Here is a 15,147-nt window from a genome sequence, read left to right as displayed (position 1 = left end):
GTCAACCGCGCGGCCGGCCACGACGACACGAGGAGAACCAGCCATGGACCGGCCAGCGACAGCGACCCGTACCCGACGCACAGGCACGCCGGGGTCCACGTACCGGTTCGAACGCTTCACCACCGCGTTGCTCGTCGACGACATGTTCTTCCGCGCCGACGCGCCCGGTGCCGGCGACCGGGTGCCGACCTTCGATCTACCCACCCTGGACGGCGGGCGGTTCCGCAGTGCCGACCTGGGGCCGCTGCCAGTACTGATGATCTTCGGATCACGCACCTGCCCGGTCACCGAAAGCGCCGGCCCGATCCTGCGCACCCTGCACGCCGAATTCGCCGGACGGGTACGGTTCGTGCTGGTCAACACCCGCGAAGCACATCCCGGCGAGGTGTTCACCCAGCCACGGACCACGCAGCAGAAGTGGGCACACGCCCAGGAACTGCGTACCCACCACGGATTCGCCTTCGAGGTCGCGGTCGACGACATCGACGGCGACCTGCACCGGGCCATGACCCCGAAACCCAACTCGGCCTACCTGCTCAGCCCCACCGGCGTCATCGTCTACCGGGCACACTGGGCCAACGACGAACGCGGGCTGCGGTCCGCACTCACCCGGGCATCCGCCGGCCAACCGCCCGTACGGGGTGCCAGCAGGGCGATGGTGGGACCGTTACTGCGGGCGGTCGGGCACCTGCCCGGCGTGGTGGCCTTCGCCGGACGCGGCGTCGAACGCGACGTCTGGCGCGCGGCGGCACCGTTGGCGGTCCTCGGTCGACTGTCGCGGTTGTTCCGCCGGCTCCCCGCCGACCGCCGCGGCCCGGCCGCGGCGGGGCTGCTACTGGTCATCGTCGCGGTCAGCGGGACTCTGCTGCTGCGGTGAGCGCCGCCGCCCGCCGTCTGGGACACGTGCCTCCTCACCGGCCAGGAACCGTTGCACGGACCCGGTGTACCCGATGGGGATGTGCCCGGTGTCGGGCAGCAGGACGACGGTCGCTTGCGGCAGCAGTCGTCGCACCCGGCGGGCGGTCTGCCGGGAGTCCAGCAGCCGGTCCCTGGCGCCGGCGACGACCAGCACCGGCACGTCGAGGCGGCGCAGCCGGTCGTCGCTGAAGATCGGCAGCCGGTCGCGGCGTCGCCGGTAGCTCCGCTGGATGAGCAGCAGGAAGTCTGCCAGCTCCGCCGATTCGGGCATCCCCGTGACGTCGGACGCCGCCGGGGGCGGGCCGAGCACGAGTCGGACGGCAGCGCGCCGGCCCCACGCCCCGAACGGCAGGAGGAAGAGCGACCCGATGACCGCGCCGTTCTTCTGGCGGCCGATGCCGCCCGGTACGAGCAACGCGAGCCGGCTGATCCGCTCCGGTCGGCGCTGTGCGTAGTCGAGCGCCAGCCACCCGCCCAGCGAGGCGCCGACGAACGCCGCCCGGCCGATGTCGAACGCGGCCAGCACGTCGTCGAGCCACTCGGCGTAGCTGCCGGAGGTGAGCGGAGGCCGCGACGGCGCGCTGAACCCGGGTTCGCCGATGACGTCGACGGCGTACACCCGGTGGGTCTGCGCCCAGACCGCGACGTCGCCGGTCCACGCCGCCGAGTTGAAGCTGCCGCCGTGCAGCAGGACAACCGGCGGGGCGTCCCGGGGACCGCAGACGATCACGAACGTGTCGCCGTGCCGGGTGGGAACCGTCGACTCCGTCGCCGGCACCGGCCAGCACCGCAGAAACGCCCGGTACCGCTGCTCGACCGCGCGGCGCGCGTCCTCGGACCGGTAGATCGAAGTCATCGCCGACCTCGCTGACTGAGACCGACATCCTTCAGGAGAACCATGGCGCTAAGCTACCTCAAACTTCCCTACGCAACAACAATATAAGGAAGTATAGGGAGTTGAGGACGGCACTGGTCTGGCCGGTCTAGGCACTCACCAGGCAGCAGCCGACGACGAACAGGACCGTCCCGAGGAGCAGCAGCGGCAGCCAGAGTCGCCGGGGCAGCTCGATCGCCCGAGCCACGTGCTCGCGGATCTGCTCGGTGGTCGCGGTCGTCGCGCCACTGCCACCCCGGACCGGCTCGAGCACCACCGTGTCGCCGTACGGCCGGGGCCGACCAATGGCGAGAACAGGGCGACCCGCCCGGACGACGTCCTCGGTGACCATGAATCCCCGGGTGTCGCGCCTGGGTCGCAACTGCTCCGGACTGATCGCGCCGGACCGCTGCAGCTCGGCCAGCCGAGGAGACGGCGGTACGGGGTCGGAGCGGGTCCGCTCGGTGTACTCCGTCACGCTGGTCTCGAACAGCGCGCCGGCCCACGGCACCAACGCCTGCCCGGCCAGCTCCGCCGCGACGTGCAGCGGCAGAGATTGTGGCCCGTCGACCACCGGGATCGGACCGGTCCCACCCGACGTGGTGTAGAGCTCGACCGAGCCGACGCCCTCGTTGGAACCGATGGTGTCCTGCCGGGCGACGACCACCCGGTACCAGACACAGTCGATGCCCGACAGCGGTGCCTGCACAGGCCCGTCGGGCCCGGCGACCGTACGTCCGACCACGGCCACCCGCTCCGCCGCCGCCGCCACCGCCGACGACGCCGCCGCCACCGCCGACGCGGCGTCCTCGGCGGTCAGCCGCGGCGTACTGGAGACGAGCTCCGCCAGCCTGCGCAGCCTCCGTATCCGGCCACCCAGATAGAAGGACACCATCAGCGTCACCACGCTGGCCGCGAGGACGGCCAGGACGATGATCTCCACGGGCACCGCTCCGTTGACTCGATCGTCCGCCGGTCAGGCACCTGCCGGTGCCGGGTCGTCGGTCCCCGTCGTCGACAGCGCGGCGGCGAGTTCGATGGTGGCGTTCAGTCGTTCGCTGATCGCCGGTAGCCGTGGCCAGCCGGACAGGACGACGCGCATCGCCCGGCCGTCCAGCCGGATCGGCTCATGGTCCAGCCCGCCCAGCTCGTGCAGTCGATGCAGGGCGCGACGCACCGGGCCGGTCGACAGCCGACGGAGGGCGTCGGAATCGGCGTGCGACACGATCTTGAAGGTCTGATCGACCCGAGCGTCCTCGTCGGTCTCCTGACCGGTCGGCCCGGGCCGAAGCAAGGAGAAGATCTTGAACCGGCGGCGGATCTCCATGGCCGGCACCGGGACGGCCAGGCCGACCAGCAGCACCGTGTAGCGCAACGTCCTGTCGTTGTCGCCGTGCACGCACCAGATCAGGGCTGCCTGATGGCCCGCCTGCTGGCTGGTGAGCGAGCAGCAGCGCTTCTCGTCCGGCACGACCGTGCCGAGGCCCCACCGGGTCAGCTCCGGCGCGGGCTCCGACTCGACCCATCCGGTCCGGGCGGCCTCCGGTAGCAGATCGGCCCGCAACTGCTGGACAAGCTGGGCGTCGCGCGACTGCTCGCCGCGTAGAAACAGCCAGATCAGCCCCAACACCACCAGACCGACGCCGGCGGCGATCGCGACGGACCACCCGAACGCCGTCCACCCCGACATCACTTCTTCGGCTGCACGGAACATTGGCGCCGACCCGCCTTCGCACTGGTGACCGCTCTGCGCCCACAGTGACGCATCGATGCAACAGCGCATGCCAGGATGTGGCCATGTCGTACCCCCCTCACCACCCCGGCTACCCGCCGATGCCCGGCGCCGTGTCCCTCCTGGTCGCCTACCCGCAGCCGATCGCGCCGCCGCCGGGCTGCGCCGTGCTGGTCGTTTCGGTCAACCGGGGACCGTACCTGGTACCGGCGACGGCGGCGGGCAGGTTCAAGGTCGACGGCCGCGACGTCCCGATCGCCCACGAGGGCACCTGGCACGTGGCGGTGCCGGCCGGGCAGCACGACGTCCGGTACACCGACTTCATGGGCGTGCCGGTGATCACCACGACGGTCGTCGCGCACCCCGGCGCGGCGCATCCGCTGTCGTTCCGGTTCGGCGGCTGGCGCAACCGCGTCCACGACGGATACGGCACCGACGTGACGAGGTTCGGGATGTGGTCGAACTACCTGATCGCGTTGGTCGCGCTCGTCGTGATCGGGGTGCTGTGCTGCGGCGGCTTCGGGATCGTCGGCGCACTGTCGGGAGCTCCCTGACCGCCGGGAGGCTACGCGGCCGCTGGGCTACGGCCACTGGGCTACGGCCGCTGGCCAGGGAACCGAATTCGCTGCGTACGCGTCCAATCGCTGTCCGATCCGACGCCCCTCACCCAAGGAGGTGGCCATGCAGCACCATCGGAGGTACACCGGAAGGCTCGCTCTCGTCCCGCTCGTCGTGGCGCTCGCCGCCGCTGGCTGCGCGGGCCCCGGCGCAGGTAGCTCGCCCGGCCCGGATGACACTGTCGGTCCGGTCGGGCCGGCCAGCTCCGGACCGGTTCCCGAGGAGCGGGCGACCATCAATCCTGCTCCGACCACCGGCACCGACCCGCTCGGCTGCGGGCAACCGTTCGAGACGCCGGGTGACGACGTACTGACCGTCGATGGGCGGTTCCCGTCGACGGCGTCCGGCACCGACCGTGCCGTCACCGGCACCGTCGAGGTGACCAGTCGACGCGCCATCCGTGGCGTGGTCGGCCCGCGGGCCGAGGTTTTCCTGGTCCGGCAGGGCAGGGTGGCGGCGGTGCCGGCGGCGCAGGACCTGATCGGTGTCCAGTGGGATCTGGCGGCCGGCGACGTCGAGCAGCTGCCCGGCGACGTACCGCTGGTTTCCTGCGAACCGGCCGGCGGACCGGTTCCGACCGGCGCCTACGAGCTGTACGCGCGGGTGGTGATCGTCCCGCACGGCGGCACGGACCGGCTGGTGTCCTTCGGTGGCCCGTGGCCGATCCGGGTCACCTGAGGTACGCAGGACCTGAGGTACGGGTCGCGACGCCGACCGGGGTACGGACCGGGCCGGGGACCGCTGGATGGTCCCCGGCCCTCCGCTCGTCGGTGCGGGTTCCAGCCGGCAGGTTAACGCCGGCTGGACTATCTGCCGGCAGCTGGAGCTCAGCCGGTGACGATGCTGACGCCGTACGCGGCCGCGACGTCGATGTAGCGCTCCGCATAGCTGGTGACACCGTTGCCGGCGATCACGTTGCCCCTGATCCAGGCACCACCCGAGGTGTCTTTCACGTAGAACGGGCTGCCCGAGTCGCCGCCTGCCGGCTGGGTGCCGCCGTTGAAGACGATGACCGGCGACTTGCAGCCGGTCGAGGTGCACACCTGGCCGGTGATGCTGGTCGCGGTGTGTCCGCAGTGCTCGCCGGTGGTGCGGCCGCTGTGGCAGTAGTCGGAGAAGCCGACGTACGCGGTGCCGGCCGCCACCACCGGGGCGCTGGAGGTGCTGGTCACTCCGCCGGTGAAGATCCGACCCGAGTAGGAGCGGCCGCCGACCAGCTCCATGTCCTGGGCGTGGCCGCTCACCGTGGGCAGCCGCCGGTTCGACACCACGCCGTACGCGTTGGCACCCGACTCGGTGAGCACGTTGATGCCGTTGGCGAAGCAGTGTCCGGCGGTGACCGAGAAGCGGGTGCCGGCACCGTTGCGCACCGCGTACCCGGCCGAGCACCAGGCCGCCCCCGCGGTCTGGGTGATGCCGCCGCCGCCCCAGTACGGCTGGATGTCGTCACGGCGATGCCAGAAGTCGCTGATGGTGGACCGGCTCACCTGCAGTTCGCTGGCCGCCCGAAGGTGTGCCGCCGAGGTGCCGGCCGGCTTGATCAGCGCGGCCACCAGGTCGGCGGGCGCGTCGGTGTCGACGACGATCTTGCCGGTGGTGGCGTCGAGGTAGCTGCCGAACGTGTACTTGGTGCCGTGGGTGGCGACGTAGTCGGCGATCCGGCGTTGAATCGTCTCCAACATCGCCGACGCGGCGACCGACGCGGCGACCGTGGCGCGGCCGGTGCGGTCCGGGGCCAGCCGGTCGTCGAGCCGGGTGACAGCCGAGCCCGTGGTCGCCTTGCCGCCGTCCGGCGCGGCATGCGCCGCGCTGGCGCCGAGCATGGTCAGCGCGACGGCTGCCGCCGCGACGGTGCCGGCGAGCGCTCTCTTCCTCACGTACATGATTCCTCCGTCTACATTTGCGGCCGGTTGCCGCAGCTTCTCGAATAAGAGTCGAGGAACCACAAGATCGATAGCTTTATGTCGATATTGAGACAGTCCGGCGGAGCCGCAGAAGCAAACATGACGAATCATTCTTATTCGCGACCGCGACCGCAGGGCACAATCCTGTTCCTGCTCGCTACGTGAAGAAATCTGTCACACCGCGATCGGAAACGCGCCATTCACCGTCCGGCACTGCGGCGTACTGGCCCGATCCGGGCGACGGGCCGGGCCGCCGGCACCGCCGGTAGGGTGGCCTGACCCGCGCGGCATCCACGCGACCGACAGCATCCCGCGCAACCAGCGACTGGAGGACGAGTTGGCGCGACCGTCGGACCCTGCGGCCGGCCCACCGCCGGTGGACATCGAGCAGCTGTTTCCCGAGCTGAGGGAGTACGCGGCCACCGCCACCCGGCTGCACCCCCGCCCCGGGCGGCCGGGCCCGCTCGACAGCTCGATCGGCGGTCCGCTGCGCTGGCCGGCCGACGAGTCCTGGCCGCACTGCACCGGCCGGGAGCACTACGTCGACCGGCTGCTGACCCCGGACCTGCTGCAGGTGCTGTGGTGCCCGTTGGACCATCCCGACAACGGGTACAGCCCGTGGGTGGAGCTCCGCTGGCGGCGGACCGCCGAGCTCGGCGAACAGCTGGCAACTGCGCCGGAGCCGGTGGTGGTCAACGAGAACTACCTGCCGACGCCGTGCCTGGTGCGTCCGGAACAGGTCCGCGAGTACCAGTACGTCGGACTACTTCCGGAGAATCTCAAGAAGCGGCTGTACGCCTGGGAAAAGCAGTCCGGGCACAGTTATCAGGCCGACTTGTCGCTCGCACCGGGCTGGAAGGTCGGCGGTTTCGCCAACTGGTCACTTTCCGACTGGCACCCGGTCGACTGCACCGAGTGTGGGGCGGCAATGACGTTGCTGCTCACCGCGAGCTCCGGCGAACAAAATGGCAGCGCCCGCTGGCGGTCCGCCGACGATCCGGACGGCAACCCGGTTGACGTACTGATCGGTCGGGGTTACTCCCTGCACGTCTTCGCCTGCCCGACCTCACCGACGCACCCGCCGGCCACCGTGATGCAGTGAAGCGGTCGCCCGGAGCGCGACCTCGGGCGCAGCTGTCGCCTTGTCCTGCTACCTGCCGGTAAGAATCGTCGAGCGTCGGACGCCGATCCGGCCGCACCTTCAGCACCCCGACGGCAGGTCCACCCCGTCCGGGGCACGCATCCGCCAGGCGTCGGTGACCAGCTCGGCGAGCCGGTCGACGTCGACCCGCGCCAGCCGGAGCATCACCAGCGGCAGTCCGTCGTAGCCGGGTGTGGTGAAGAACAGGTTGGGCTCGCCGAGCAGCAACGCCTGCTTCTCCGCCTCGTCGCCGACGTACAGCACGGCGACGTCGGTCCGGATCACCCGGGGCTTGCCGGGCCGACGCTCCGGATAGGACCAGACGAAGCCCTTGCCTGCGACCCGGAAGTCGAAGCCGTCGCTGTCGATCTCGACGACCTGCGGCAGAGCCGACGCCAGCCGGCGGACGTCGTCGGCGTCAGCCATCGGGGTACCCGTACCGCACCGCACTGCGCACACCCACAGGTTAGCCAGCCGGCTTCGTCGCCACCACGAACACCCGTCGGAACGGGAACGCGACCAGCCCGTCCCGGGCCGGGTACCGGTCGGTCAACTCCTCGCCGAGCCGTCGACGGAACGCGGCCCACCCCGCGTCGTCGAGGGCGGCCCGGACCGGCCGGGCGGCGGTCCCCTCGACCCAGGCCAGCACCGGATGCGCCGCCGGATCGGCGTCCCCGGCCGGCAGCAGATGCAGGTACGTGGTCTCCCAGGCGTCGACCGTACAGCCGGCCCGCAGCAGTCGGGTCGCGTAGCCGGCCGGGTCGAGCACCGCGTCGCCGCCGCGGATGTCCGGCAGCCGCCCCCGCCAGGACGGATCCGCCGCGACCGTACGGATCGCCTGGTGCGACGGTGCGTCGAAGTTTCCCGGCACCTGGAAGGCCAGCACCGCACCGGGTCGCAGCCGGGCCGCCCACCGGTCGAGCAGGGCGGGGTGACCGGGCACCCATTGCAGTACGGCGTTGCAGATCACCACGTCGACGTCCGGGCCGGGTTCCCAGTCGGCCACGTCGCCGACGTCGAACCGGACCGGTGACCCGAGCGCCCGAGCAGCGGTGATCATCTCGGTCGACGAGTCGATCCCGGTCACGACGGCTTCCGGCCAGCGGTCCGCAAGGTGGACGGTGAGGGTGCCCGGCCCGCAACCGAGGTCGACGACCACTGCCGGGTCGGCGGCGGCGACCCTGGCCAGCAGGTCGACGAACGGGCGGGAGCGTTGATCAGCGAAGCGCAGGTAGGCGGCCGGATCCCACATCACTGTCTCCTCCCGGCCGGGTCCGGGGTCCGACCGTCGTCACGGTAGGGCCGGCGTCCGACCGTCACGGTACGCCGCCCACTCGTCGGCGAGCATCGCGAAGTCGAGTTCCGTACTCCATTCGCCTTTGAACAGTTCGTTGCGCACCAGCCGGGCCTCCTGACGCATCCCGAGGCGTCGGGCCAGCCGGGCCGACGCCTCGTTGCGCTCGTCGACCCGGGCCACGATCCGGTGCAGGCCGAGTTGGTCGAAGCCGAGACCGAGCAGCGCCCGTGCCGCCTCGGTGGCGTAGCCCCGGCCGGCGGCGTCCGGGTGTACGACGTACCCGATCTCGCCGCCGCGATGGAACCGGCTGCGCCAGAAGAGCACGACGTCCCCGACCAGCCGGCCGGTCGCTGCCACCTCGACACCGAGGGTGAGGGCCTGACCTTCGTCGCTGAGGCCGGTGTTCGCCCACTGGGCGGCGAGCCGCTGGACGATGACGTCGCGGGTCATCGGCTCGAACGGCACGTACCGACAGACGGTCGGCAGGCTGCGGTAGGCGAACAGCTCCTCGACGTCGTCGCCGGTCAGCGGACGCAGCAGCAGCCGCTCGGTGCGGACCGGATAGTCGGGATGCAGGGCAGGATGTTCGGGATGCAGGGCGGACGGCTGCACGGTCGGCACGCCGCCCATCCTGCCACCACGCCCACCGTCGATCGCCCTGCCACCACACCCGCCGCCATCCGATGTGCTGGGCTGTCCAGCAGTCAGGCCGGCCGGTCGACAGAGGTGAGATCCAGCTCACACCGACACCCAAAGCCGGGCCCGTTACCCGGTCCGTCTTGCCGGTTGTGAACGACAACAGGAACGACGACAGGAACGGTGCGACGACGTGACGGGTCGGATTCTCTTCGTGGAACTGCGCCGTACCGCGGTGGTGTGGTTCGGTGTCGGGCTGGCGTTCGCGGCGGCCTCGTTGGCCGTCGACGGGGAACGCTGGGACGGGTACTGGATGGCGGGGGTGCTGGCCCATCACAACACGCTGGAACTGATCTGGCCGCTCGCGCTCTCGGTCGGCGCCTGGCACGGGCGCCGGGAGCACGCCAGCAGGATGACCGAGCTGATCGCGACGAGTGCCCGACCAGGCCTGACCCGGGTGGCGCCCCGGGCGGTCGCGCTCGTCGGCTGCCTCGCTGGCGGATTCACCTGCGGAGTGCTCGAGGTGCTGGCCCTCGCGGTGCTGACCGCAGACCATCAGCCGGCCGGCTGGGTCTGGCCGGTGCTGCTCGGCGCGGCGAGCGTCGCGGCGGCCGGTCTGCTCGGCCTCGGCCTGGGTCGGCTGCTGCCGTCCCGGCTGACCGCCCCGCTGCTCGCCGTGGGTGCGCTCGCCGCCGTCATCGCGCTGCAGTTGCTCGCCAACAGCGGCGACAACCGGGCGTTGCTGCTCAGCCCGGCATCCCTCGGGCCGGTTGACCGTTACTCCACGATCGACGACCGAGCCGTCGCGGGCATGATGGTGTGGTACGTCGCCCTGGCGGCGACCGGGTGGGCGTTGTACGCCGCCGCCGCTGGCCGGTCGCGGCTGCTCGCCGTGCTGCCGGGCGTCGCCGGGCTGCTCGTCGCCCTGATCGTGCTGCCACCGGTCAATGAGGCTGCGCACCCCGACCTGCGCGCCACCGAACTGGTCTGTGCCGACGGGACACCCCGGGTCTGCGTCAGCCGGGTCGACGCCTCGGCCCTGCCGGAGCTGGTCGGGCCGGCCCGGCGGGCGTTGGCTCTGCTGGCCAGGCTGCCCGACCCGCCAACTGCCGTCGTGCAGCAGGTCGGCCCGCACGGCGCCACGATCTCGGAGCGCCGGAAGACGGCCAATTTCCATCTGCTCATCTACGGCGACGGGACGATCGCCACCGGGCTGCCCACGCTCGAAGCCGAGATCCTCGACGGCGCCGGGACCGTCGCGTGCGGCGCCGCTCTCGACGACGTCGACGGTTGGGAGCCGATCCAGGCGGCCCGGGCGGCGGCCGGCCTCTGGCTGGCGGGCCGGGACGCGGCACCGGACGAGTTCTGGAATCCCGTACAGGGCATGGTCGAGGAGGCGCTGGCCACGTTGCGGTCGCTGCCGGCGGACGAACAGTTGGCCCGGGTCGCCGCACTTCGGGAGGCCGCGCTGAACTGTCGACCCGACCTCTACGAGGTGCTGACCGCCACCTGACGCGTCTGGATGGTAGACCCCGTTCCGGATCGTGAGGGGTTGACGGCGGGGAGTCATCGACATCAACATGTTCGCCATTGGCGTTCAGCGATCTTCGATGCCAACCGGTTGATCCCGGCCCTGCGATCCAGGAGACGATCGATGTCAGGACGCAAGCCCTCCCTACCACGACTATTGCCCCGGGCACGCCGCCTGCTGGCCGTCACCGCTGGTGCCGTGCTGGCCGGCGGGCTACTCGGCGTACCACTGCCCGTCTCGGCCGCGCCCACCGACGGCGGTGCCGACGCCCCCGGTGCCGGCACCGCCGCAGTCGCCGAGGAACTACAGGCCACAGTCGCCGAATCGACCGGCGACCGGGTCCAGGCGCTGCTGATGCTGCCCAACCCGCAGCGCTATCCGACCAACCCGGACACCGCCGTCGACCAGCTGCGCGCCCACTCCGAGGAGATCCAGGCCGAGGTCGAGACGGCGCTGGAGGAGCGGGCCGAGACCGCCGGCGACGTACGGGTGGTCAACCGCTTCTGGATCACCAACATGCTGCTCGTCGAGTTCACCGCCGACGCTTCCCGGCTGTCGGCGCTGGCGAGCCTGCCCGGCGTGCAACGGGTGCTGCCGAACTTCACCCTGAGCGTGCCGGAGACCGAGATGACCGCCGCCGCCGACCCGGCCGCGTCGATCATCGACGACCGGATCACCTGGGGCATGGACCGCATCGGCGTCGAAAAGGTCTGGACCGAGCTCGGTCTGGACGGCGCCGGCGTCCGGGTGGTCACCCTGGACACCGGGGTCGCCATCGACCACCCCGACCTGGTCGGCAAGATGGCCACCGACGACCCGACCGACCCGACCTATCCGGGTGGCTGGATGGAGTTCAGCTCCGCCGGCGGTCTGGTGGCCTCCGAGCCGCACGACTCGTCCACCCATGGTACGCACGTCTCCGGCACTATCCACGGTGGTGCGGCGTCCGGCGTGACAATCGGCGGCGCGCCCGGTGCCGAGATGGCACACGGCCTGGTGATCCCCGGCGGAAACGGCTCCTTCGCGCAGGTCGCCGCCGGCATGCAGTGGGCGGTCGCACCGACCGACTCGGCCGGCACCCCGGCGGGCCGCCCGGCCGACGTGGTCAGCATGTCGCTCGGCGCGGCGATCTACGCGACGGAGATGGTCGCCCCGACCCGGGCGATCGTCGCCGCCGGCGCATTCCCGTCGTTCGCCATCGGCAACGAGGACATCTTCGGCAGCTGCGGCGTCGGCTCGTCCAGCCCCGGCAACGTCTACGAGGCCGTCGGCGTCGGCGCCACCGACATCGACGACAACGTCGCCGACTTCTCCTGCGGCAACGTGGTCAACAAGTCCAGCTGGGCCAGCCCGCCCGCGGACTGGCCGGACAGCTGGGTCACCCCGGACCTGTCCGCCCCGGGCGACGAGGTGTGGTCGGCCAGGCCGGGTGGCGGATACGGCTACGCCAGCGGCACCTCGATGGCCACCCCGCACACCAGCGCGGTCGCCGCGCTGCTGCTGCAGGGCGCACCGGAGCTCAGCGTCGACGCGACCCGTACCGCGCTGATCGACACCGCGTTCTGGGACGACCGGTACGCCGACGTGGCACCCGACACCCGCTACGGCCACGGCCGGATCGACGCGTACGCCGCCGCCGTGCAGGTGGCGCTCGACAGTGGCGTGACCGGACGGGTCACCACCGACGGCACCGGCGCCCCGGTCGCCGACGCCACCGTCACCGTCACGCCGGGCGGGGCCTCGGTGCGTACCGGGGACGACGGCAGCTTCACCCTGCGGCTGGCACCGGGCAGCTACACGCTGACCGCCACCGCGTTCGGTCACGAGACCGCCAGCGTCGCCGACGTCGTCGTGGTCGAAGAGTCGTTCACCACCGTCGACCTGGCGATGGTGCCGCTGCCAATCGGGGTGGTCACCGGCGCCGCGACGTTCGACGAGAGCGGTCACGGCGTACCCGGGGTGACGGTCACGGTCTCCGCCGACGGCGCGCCGGTCGGCAGCCCGGTGGTCACCGGCACCGACGGTAGCTACCGGCTCGAACTGCCGGCCGGGAGCTACCGGATCACGGCCGACCATCCCCGCTTCGATGTCTCCCCGGCCATCGAGGTGACCATTCCGGAAGGCGGCGCGGTCACCGCCGACTTCACGCTCAGTCCACCGCCACAGACGGTCGCCCTGGTCGGCAGCTACGTCGACACGTACGCCGACGAGATCTTCGCCCCACGCGGCATCGAGACGGTGATCTACGACTGGGACGAGCTGGTGGCCGCCGCCGACCATCCGGTCGTGGTACTCGGCTACGGGGTGAGCAGCGACTACGACGAGGCGACCTTCCAGGCGTTCCTGGACGCCACCGACGCCGCCGGCACCGGGGTGATCTTCACCGACCACGCCTACAGCACCGGCAACGGCATCCGGCAGCTGTCCCAGCACACCGGGCAGCCCGTCTCGACCGGTTCCAACACCGGCGGCACCGGTGTGGCCGAGTCGTACTACGAGGTGACCGCCGAACACCCGATCCTCGACGGGTACGCCGTCGGTGACCGGATTCCGCTGGACGACAGCACCCAGGCCAAGTGGATCGCCTGGTTCGGCGACTACTCCGGCGACGGCCGGCAGACCCTCGCCGACCTGGGCCGCAGCGACACCACCGGGATCTACGGCGGCGGCATCGGCGTCGACCAGCGGGCCACCAACCGGCACGTGCTGCTGTCCACCCACGGTGTGTCGGTGACCCGTGGCCCGGTCGACTGGACCGAGCAGGCCACCCAGGTGTTCCTCGACGCGATCGACTGGGCGGCCCGCCCGGCCGAGGAAGGGCAGCCGTACTTCGCCGTGCACGGGTTGACGGTCGACCCGGAGGTGGTGAAGAGCAACGAACCGGTACGGGTCACCGCCCAGGTGAAGAACATCGGCGCGGCGGCCGGTCCGTACCAGGCGGTGCTGCGGGTCGACGGTGAGTCGGCGGCGACCACCACGGTCAACGTCGGCTCCGGCGTGAACCAGACGGTCAGCTGGACGGTGCAGCGGGCCGAGCTGGGCAACTATGCCGTGACGCTCGAGTACCTGACCGGGTCGTTCCGGGTGCGTCCGCCCCGGGTGAGCCTCACCGCACGTACGGTCGATGCTCCGGACGCCGAACCCGGCCCGCTGGCCGGCGCCGCGGTCGAGCTGGTCCACGACGGCGCGGTGATCCCGGTCGGTGCCACCGACGACGCCGGCACCCTCACCTTCGAGACGCCGGCCGCCGTCGACCGGTACACCCTGGTGGTGCGCAAGGCCGCGACCGACGATGGTACGTCGTACCTACTGCACAAGGTGATCACGGTGTTCGACGACGACGAGGTGCTGTTCGCGCCCCGGGTGCTGGCCGGTGGGCCGGCCGGGGCCGAGGCGGCCCAGGATCTGTCGGCCCGGGTGGACCTCGCCGCCGACCTGGTCGGCAGCGGCCATGAGGCGACCGTCTACCTGCGCCCGGCCGGCACCGCGCCGTGGGCGTACTCGTTCGGGCCCGGACCGCTTGTCGCGACGCTGGACAGCTACCAGGCGGTCACCGTGCACCAGCTGCCCCGGTTGGAACGCGACTGGTGGCTGGTCAGCGAGATCCTGCCGGAGATGGACTGGATCGACCCGTTCGACGCCACGTTCGGCTTCGGCGGCGCGGCGCAGGTCGAGCTGGCCGCTTCGACACCGGAACCCGGTTCGGTCGAGGTGGACTGGTCGGTGACCGATGCGCACGGTCACCCGTTCGCGACGGTGCGCGCCACCGACGTACGGCCGTTCGTCGACCTGCCGGCGGTGACCCGCCTGGAGGACGTCGTGCCGGCGGTACGGGCGTTGGCGCCCAACGAGGCCCGGCCGGTGCTGCGGCTGTCCGACCCGACCGGCGCCGAGATCCGGGCCGGCTACCTCGACTGGGCGGCCCAGCCGTACGGGTTCGAGGTCGCCGACCCGCAGCCCGGCCGGTACCAGCTCCAACTGGAGCTGGACACCGGCTGGTACAGCGGGCTGGTCGACGCCGAGTCGTCCCTCGTGCTGGCCGAGGCGGCGACGATCACCTCGACCTACCCGCAGAGCGCCGAGGTCGACGGCTGGTTCCATCCCGAGGTCCGGGTGGTCAACCCGAGCGGGGTCGACCAGGGCACCGCCGAGTCGACGCTGACGGTCACCCACCCCGACGGTGACCTGCTCGCCCGCGACGTCGCGGTGCAGCTGCGGGTCGACGGGGCCTGGGTCCGGATCCCGATGTCCGTGCAGGACGGCGCCCTGGTCGGCACCATCTCGCCGGAGGTGGCGCTGACCGCCGGCACCGACCTGACCTGGGAGCTGCACGTACGCACCCGCCGACCCGGCGAGTTCACCTTCACCCACCAGCTGACCGGCGGTGCGGTGGCAGTGACCGCCAGCTCGGCGGTGACGGTGAGCTGACGACACCTGACAGGTGAGATCCTCACCGGCCGCGCGACCCCCGGGCCAGGGGGTCGCGCGGCCGGTGA

General features: G+C 71.6%; 13 protein-coding genes. 6 read left to right on the top strand and 7 right to left on the bottom strand.

The window, feature by feature from the left end; translation table 11 throughout:
- The first annotated feature begins 43 nt into the window (after positions 1-43).
- Entirely contained in the window at positions 44-877 is an 834-nt protein-coding gene (locus O7610_RS27575) for a redoxin domain-containing protein (RefSeq protein WP_289212191.1), read from the top strand.
- Here O7610_RS27575 and O7610_RS27570 read toward each other — a convergent pair.
- From O7610_RS27570 to O7610_RS27560, 3 genes are all read right to left on the bottom strand, one after another.
- Positions 833-1,774: an alpha/beta fold hydrolase gene (locus O7610_RS27570; protein ID WP_289212190.1), complete on the bottom strand. Its 942-nt coding sequence runs from the start codon at positions 1,772-1,774 to the stop codon at positions 833-835. The genes O7610_RS27575 and O7610_RS27570 overlap by 45 nt on opposite strands.
- Positions 1,775-1,901: 127 nt before the next feature.
- Positions 1,902-2,735, bottom strand: coding sequence for a hypothetical protein (locus O7610_RS27565; protein ID WP_289212189.1), 834 nt, complete (start codon positions 2,733-2,735; stop codon positions 1,902-1,904).
- A gap of 33 nt (positions 2,736-2,768) precedes the next feature.
- Positions 2,769-3,506: a hypothetical protein gene (locus O7610_RS27560; RefSeq protein WP_289212188.1), complete on the bottom strand. Its 738-nt coding sequence runs from the start codon at positions 3,504-3,506 to the stop codon at positions 2,769-2,771.
- 83 nt (positions 3,507-3,589) lie between these two features.
- Between O7610_RS27560 and O7610_RS27555 the strand changes: the two genes are divergently transcribed.
- Both O7610_RS27555 and O7610_RS27550 read left to right on the top strand, forming a co-directional pair.
- Positions 3,590-4,078, top strand: coding sequence for a hypothetical protein (locus O7610_RS27555; RefSeq protein WP_289212187.1), 489 nt, complete (start codon positions 3,590-3,592; stop codon positions 4,076-4,078).
- A 127-nt stretch (positions 4,079-4,205) separates the two neighbouring features.
- Complete coding sequence (locus tag O7610_RS27550) at positions 4,206-4,820, top strand: hypothetical protein (protein ID WP_281553269.1); 615 nt, start codon at positions 4,206-4,208, stop codon at positions 4,818-4,820.
- Between the two features lie 149 nt (positions 4,821-4,969).
- Here O7610_RS27550 and O7610_RS27545 read toward each other — a convergent pair whose 3' ends face one another.
- Positions 4,970-6,025, bottom strand: a complete 1,056-nt coding sequence (locus tag O7610_RS27545; protein ID WP_289212186.1) for a chymotrypsin family serine protease — start codon at positions 6,023-6,025, stop codon at positions 4,970-4,972.
- Between the two features lie 358 nt (positions 6,026-6,383).
- Here O7610_RS27545 and O7610_RS27540 point away from each other — a divergent pair, with 358 nt between their 5' ends.
- Positions 6,384-7,148: a hypothetical protein gene (locus O7610_RS27540; RefSeq protein WP_281553267.1), complete on the top strand. Its 765-nt coding sequence runs from the start codon at positions 6,384-6,386 to the stop codon at positions 7,146-7,148.
- Between the two features lie 99 nt (positions 7,149-7,247).
- Here the strand turns inward: O7610_RS27540 and O7610_RS27535 are convergent, their stop codons facing one another.
- Genes O7610_RS27535 through O7610_RS27525 form a run of 3 tightly spaced genes read right to left on the bottom strand, consistent with a single transcriptional unit; the run spans position 7,248 to position 9,105 of the window.
- The gene (locus tag O7610_RS27535; RefSeq protein WP_281553266.1) at positions 7,248-7,613 is read right to left on the bottom strand and encodes an MmcQ/YjbR family DNA-binding protein; all 366 of its coding nucleotides are present in this window, start codon (positions 7,611-7,613) and stop codon (positions 7,248-7,250) included.
- Between the two features lie 40 nt (positions 7,614-7,653).
- Complete coding sequence (locus O7610_RS27530; protein WP_281553265.1) at positions 7,654-8,439, bottom strand: trans-aconitate 2-methyltransferase; 786 nt, start codon at positions 8,437-8,439, stop codon at positions 7,654-7,656.
- A gap of 39 nt (positions 8,440-8,478) precedes the next feature.
- Complete coding sequence (locus tag O7610_RS27525) at positions 8,479-9,105, bottom strand: GNAT family N-acetyltransferase (protein WP_289212185.1); 627 nt, start codon at positions 9,103-9,105, stop codon at positions 8,479-8,481.
- A 208-nt stretch (positions 9,106-9,313) separates the two neighbouring features.
- Between O7610_RS27525 and O7610_RS27520 the strand changes: the two genes are divergently transcribed.
- Complete coding sequence (locus O7610_RS27520; protein WP_289212184.1) at positions 9,314-10,633, top strand: hypothetical protein; 1,320 nt, start codon at positions 9,314-9,316, stop codon at positions 10,631-10,633.
- Positions 10,634-10,774: 141 nt separating this feature from the next.
- Positions 10,775-15,079: a S8 family serine peptidase gene (locus tag O7610_RS27515; protein WP_281553262.1), complete on the top strand. Its 4,305-nt coding sequence runs from the start codon at positions 10,775-10,777 to the stop codon at positions 15,077-15,079.
- The last annotated feature ends 68 nt before the right edge of the window (positions 15,080-15,147 follow it).

The organism is Solwaraspora sp. WMMA2065 (genome assembly GCF_030345075.1).
Taxonomy (GTDB): Bacteria; Actinomycetota; Actinomycetes; order Mycobacteriales; family Micromonosporaceae; genus Micromonospora_E.
This window is presented reverse-complemented; position numbering and strand designations above follow the sequence as displayed.

What these genes read in the sequence shown, in the direction of transcription:
- O7610_RS27575 (WP_289212191.1), top strand. Translation starts at nt 44, where the DNA reads ATGGACCGGCCAGCGACAGCGACCCGTACCCGACGCACAGGCACGCCG.
- O7610_RS27570 (WP_289212190.1), bottom strand. Translation starts at nt 1,774, where the DNA reads ATGACTTCGATCTACCGGTCCGAGGACGCGCGCCGCGCGGTCGAGCAG.
- O7610_RS27560 (WP_289212188.1), bottom strand. Translation starts at nt 3,506, where the DNA reads ATGTTCCGTGCAGCCGAAGAAGTGATGTCGGGGTGGACGGCGTTCGGG.
- O7610_RS27555 (WP_289212187.1), top strand. Translation starts at nt 3,590, where the DNA reads ATGTCGTACCCCCCTCACCACCCCGGCTACCCGCCGATGCCCGGCGCC.
- O7610_RS27550 (WP_281553269.1), top strand. Translation starts at nt 4,206, where the DNA reads ATGCAGCACCATCGGAGGTACACCGGAAGGCTCGCTCTCGTCCCGCTC.
- O7610_RS27545 (WP_289212186.1), bottom strand. Translation starts at nt 6,025, where the DNA reads ATGTACGTGAGGAAGAGAGCGCTCGCCGGCACCGTCGCGGCGGCAGCC.
- O7610_RS27535 (WP_281553266.1), bottom strand. Translation starts at nt 7,613, where the DNA reads ATGGCTGACGCCGACGACGTCCGCCGGCTGGCGTCGGCTCTGCCGCAG.
- O7610_RS27530 (WP_281553265.1), bottom strand. Translation starts at nt 8,439, where the DNA reads ATGTGGGATCCGGCCGCCTACCTGCGCTTCGCTGATCAACGCTCCCGC.
- O7610_RS27515 (WP_281553262.1), top strand. Translation starts at nt 10,775, where the DNA reads ATGTCAGGACGCAAGCCCTCCCTACCACGACTATTGCCCCGGGCACGC.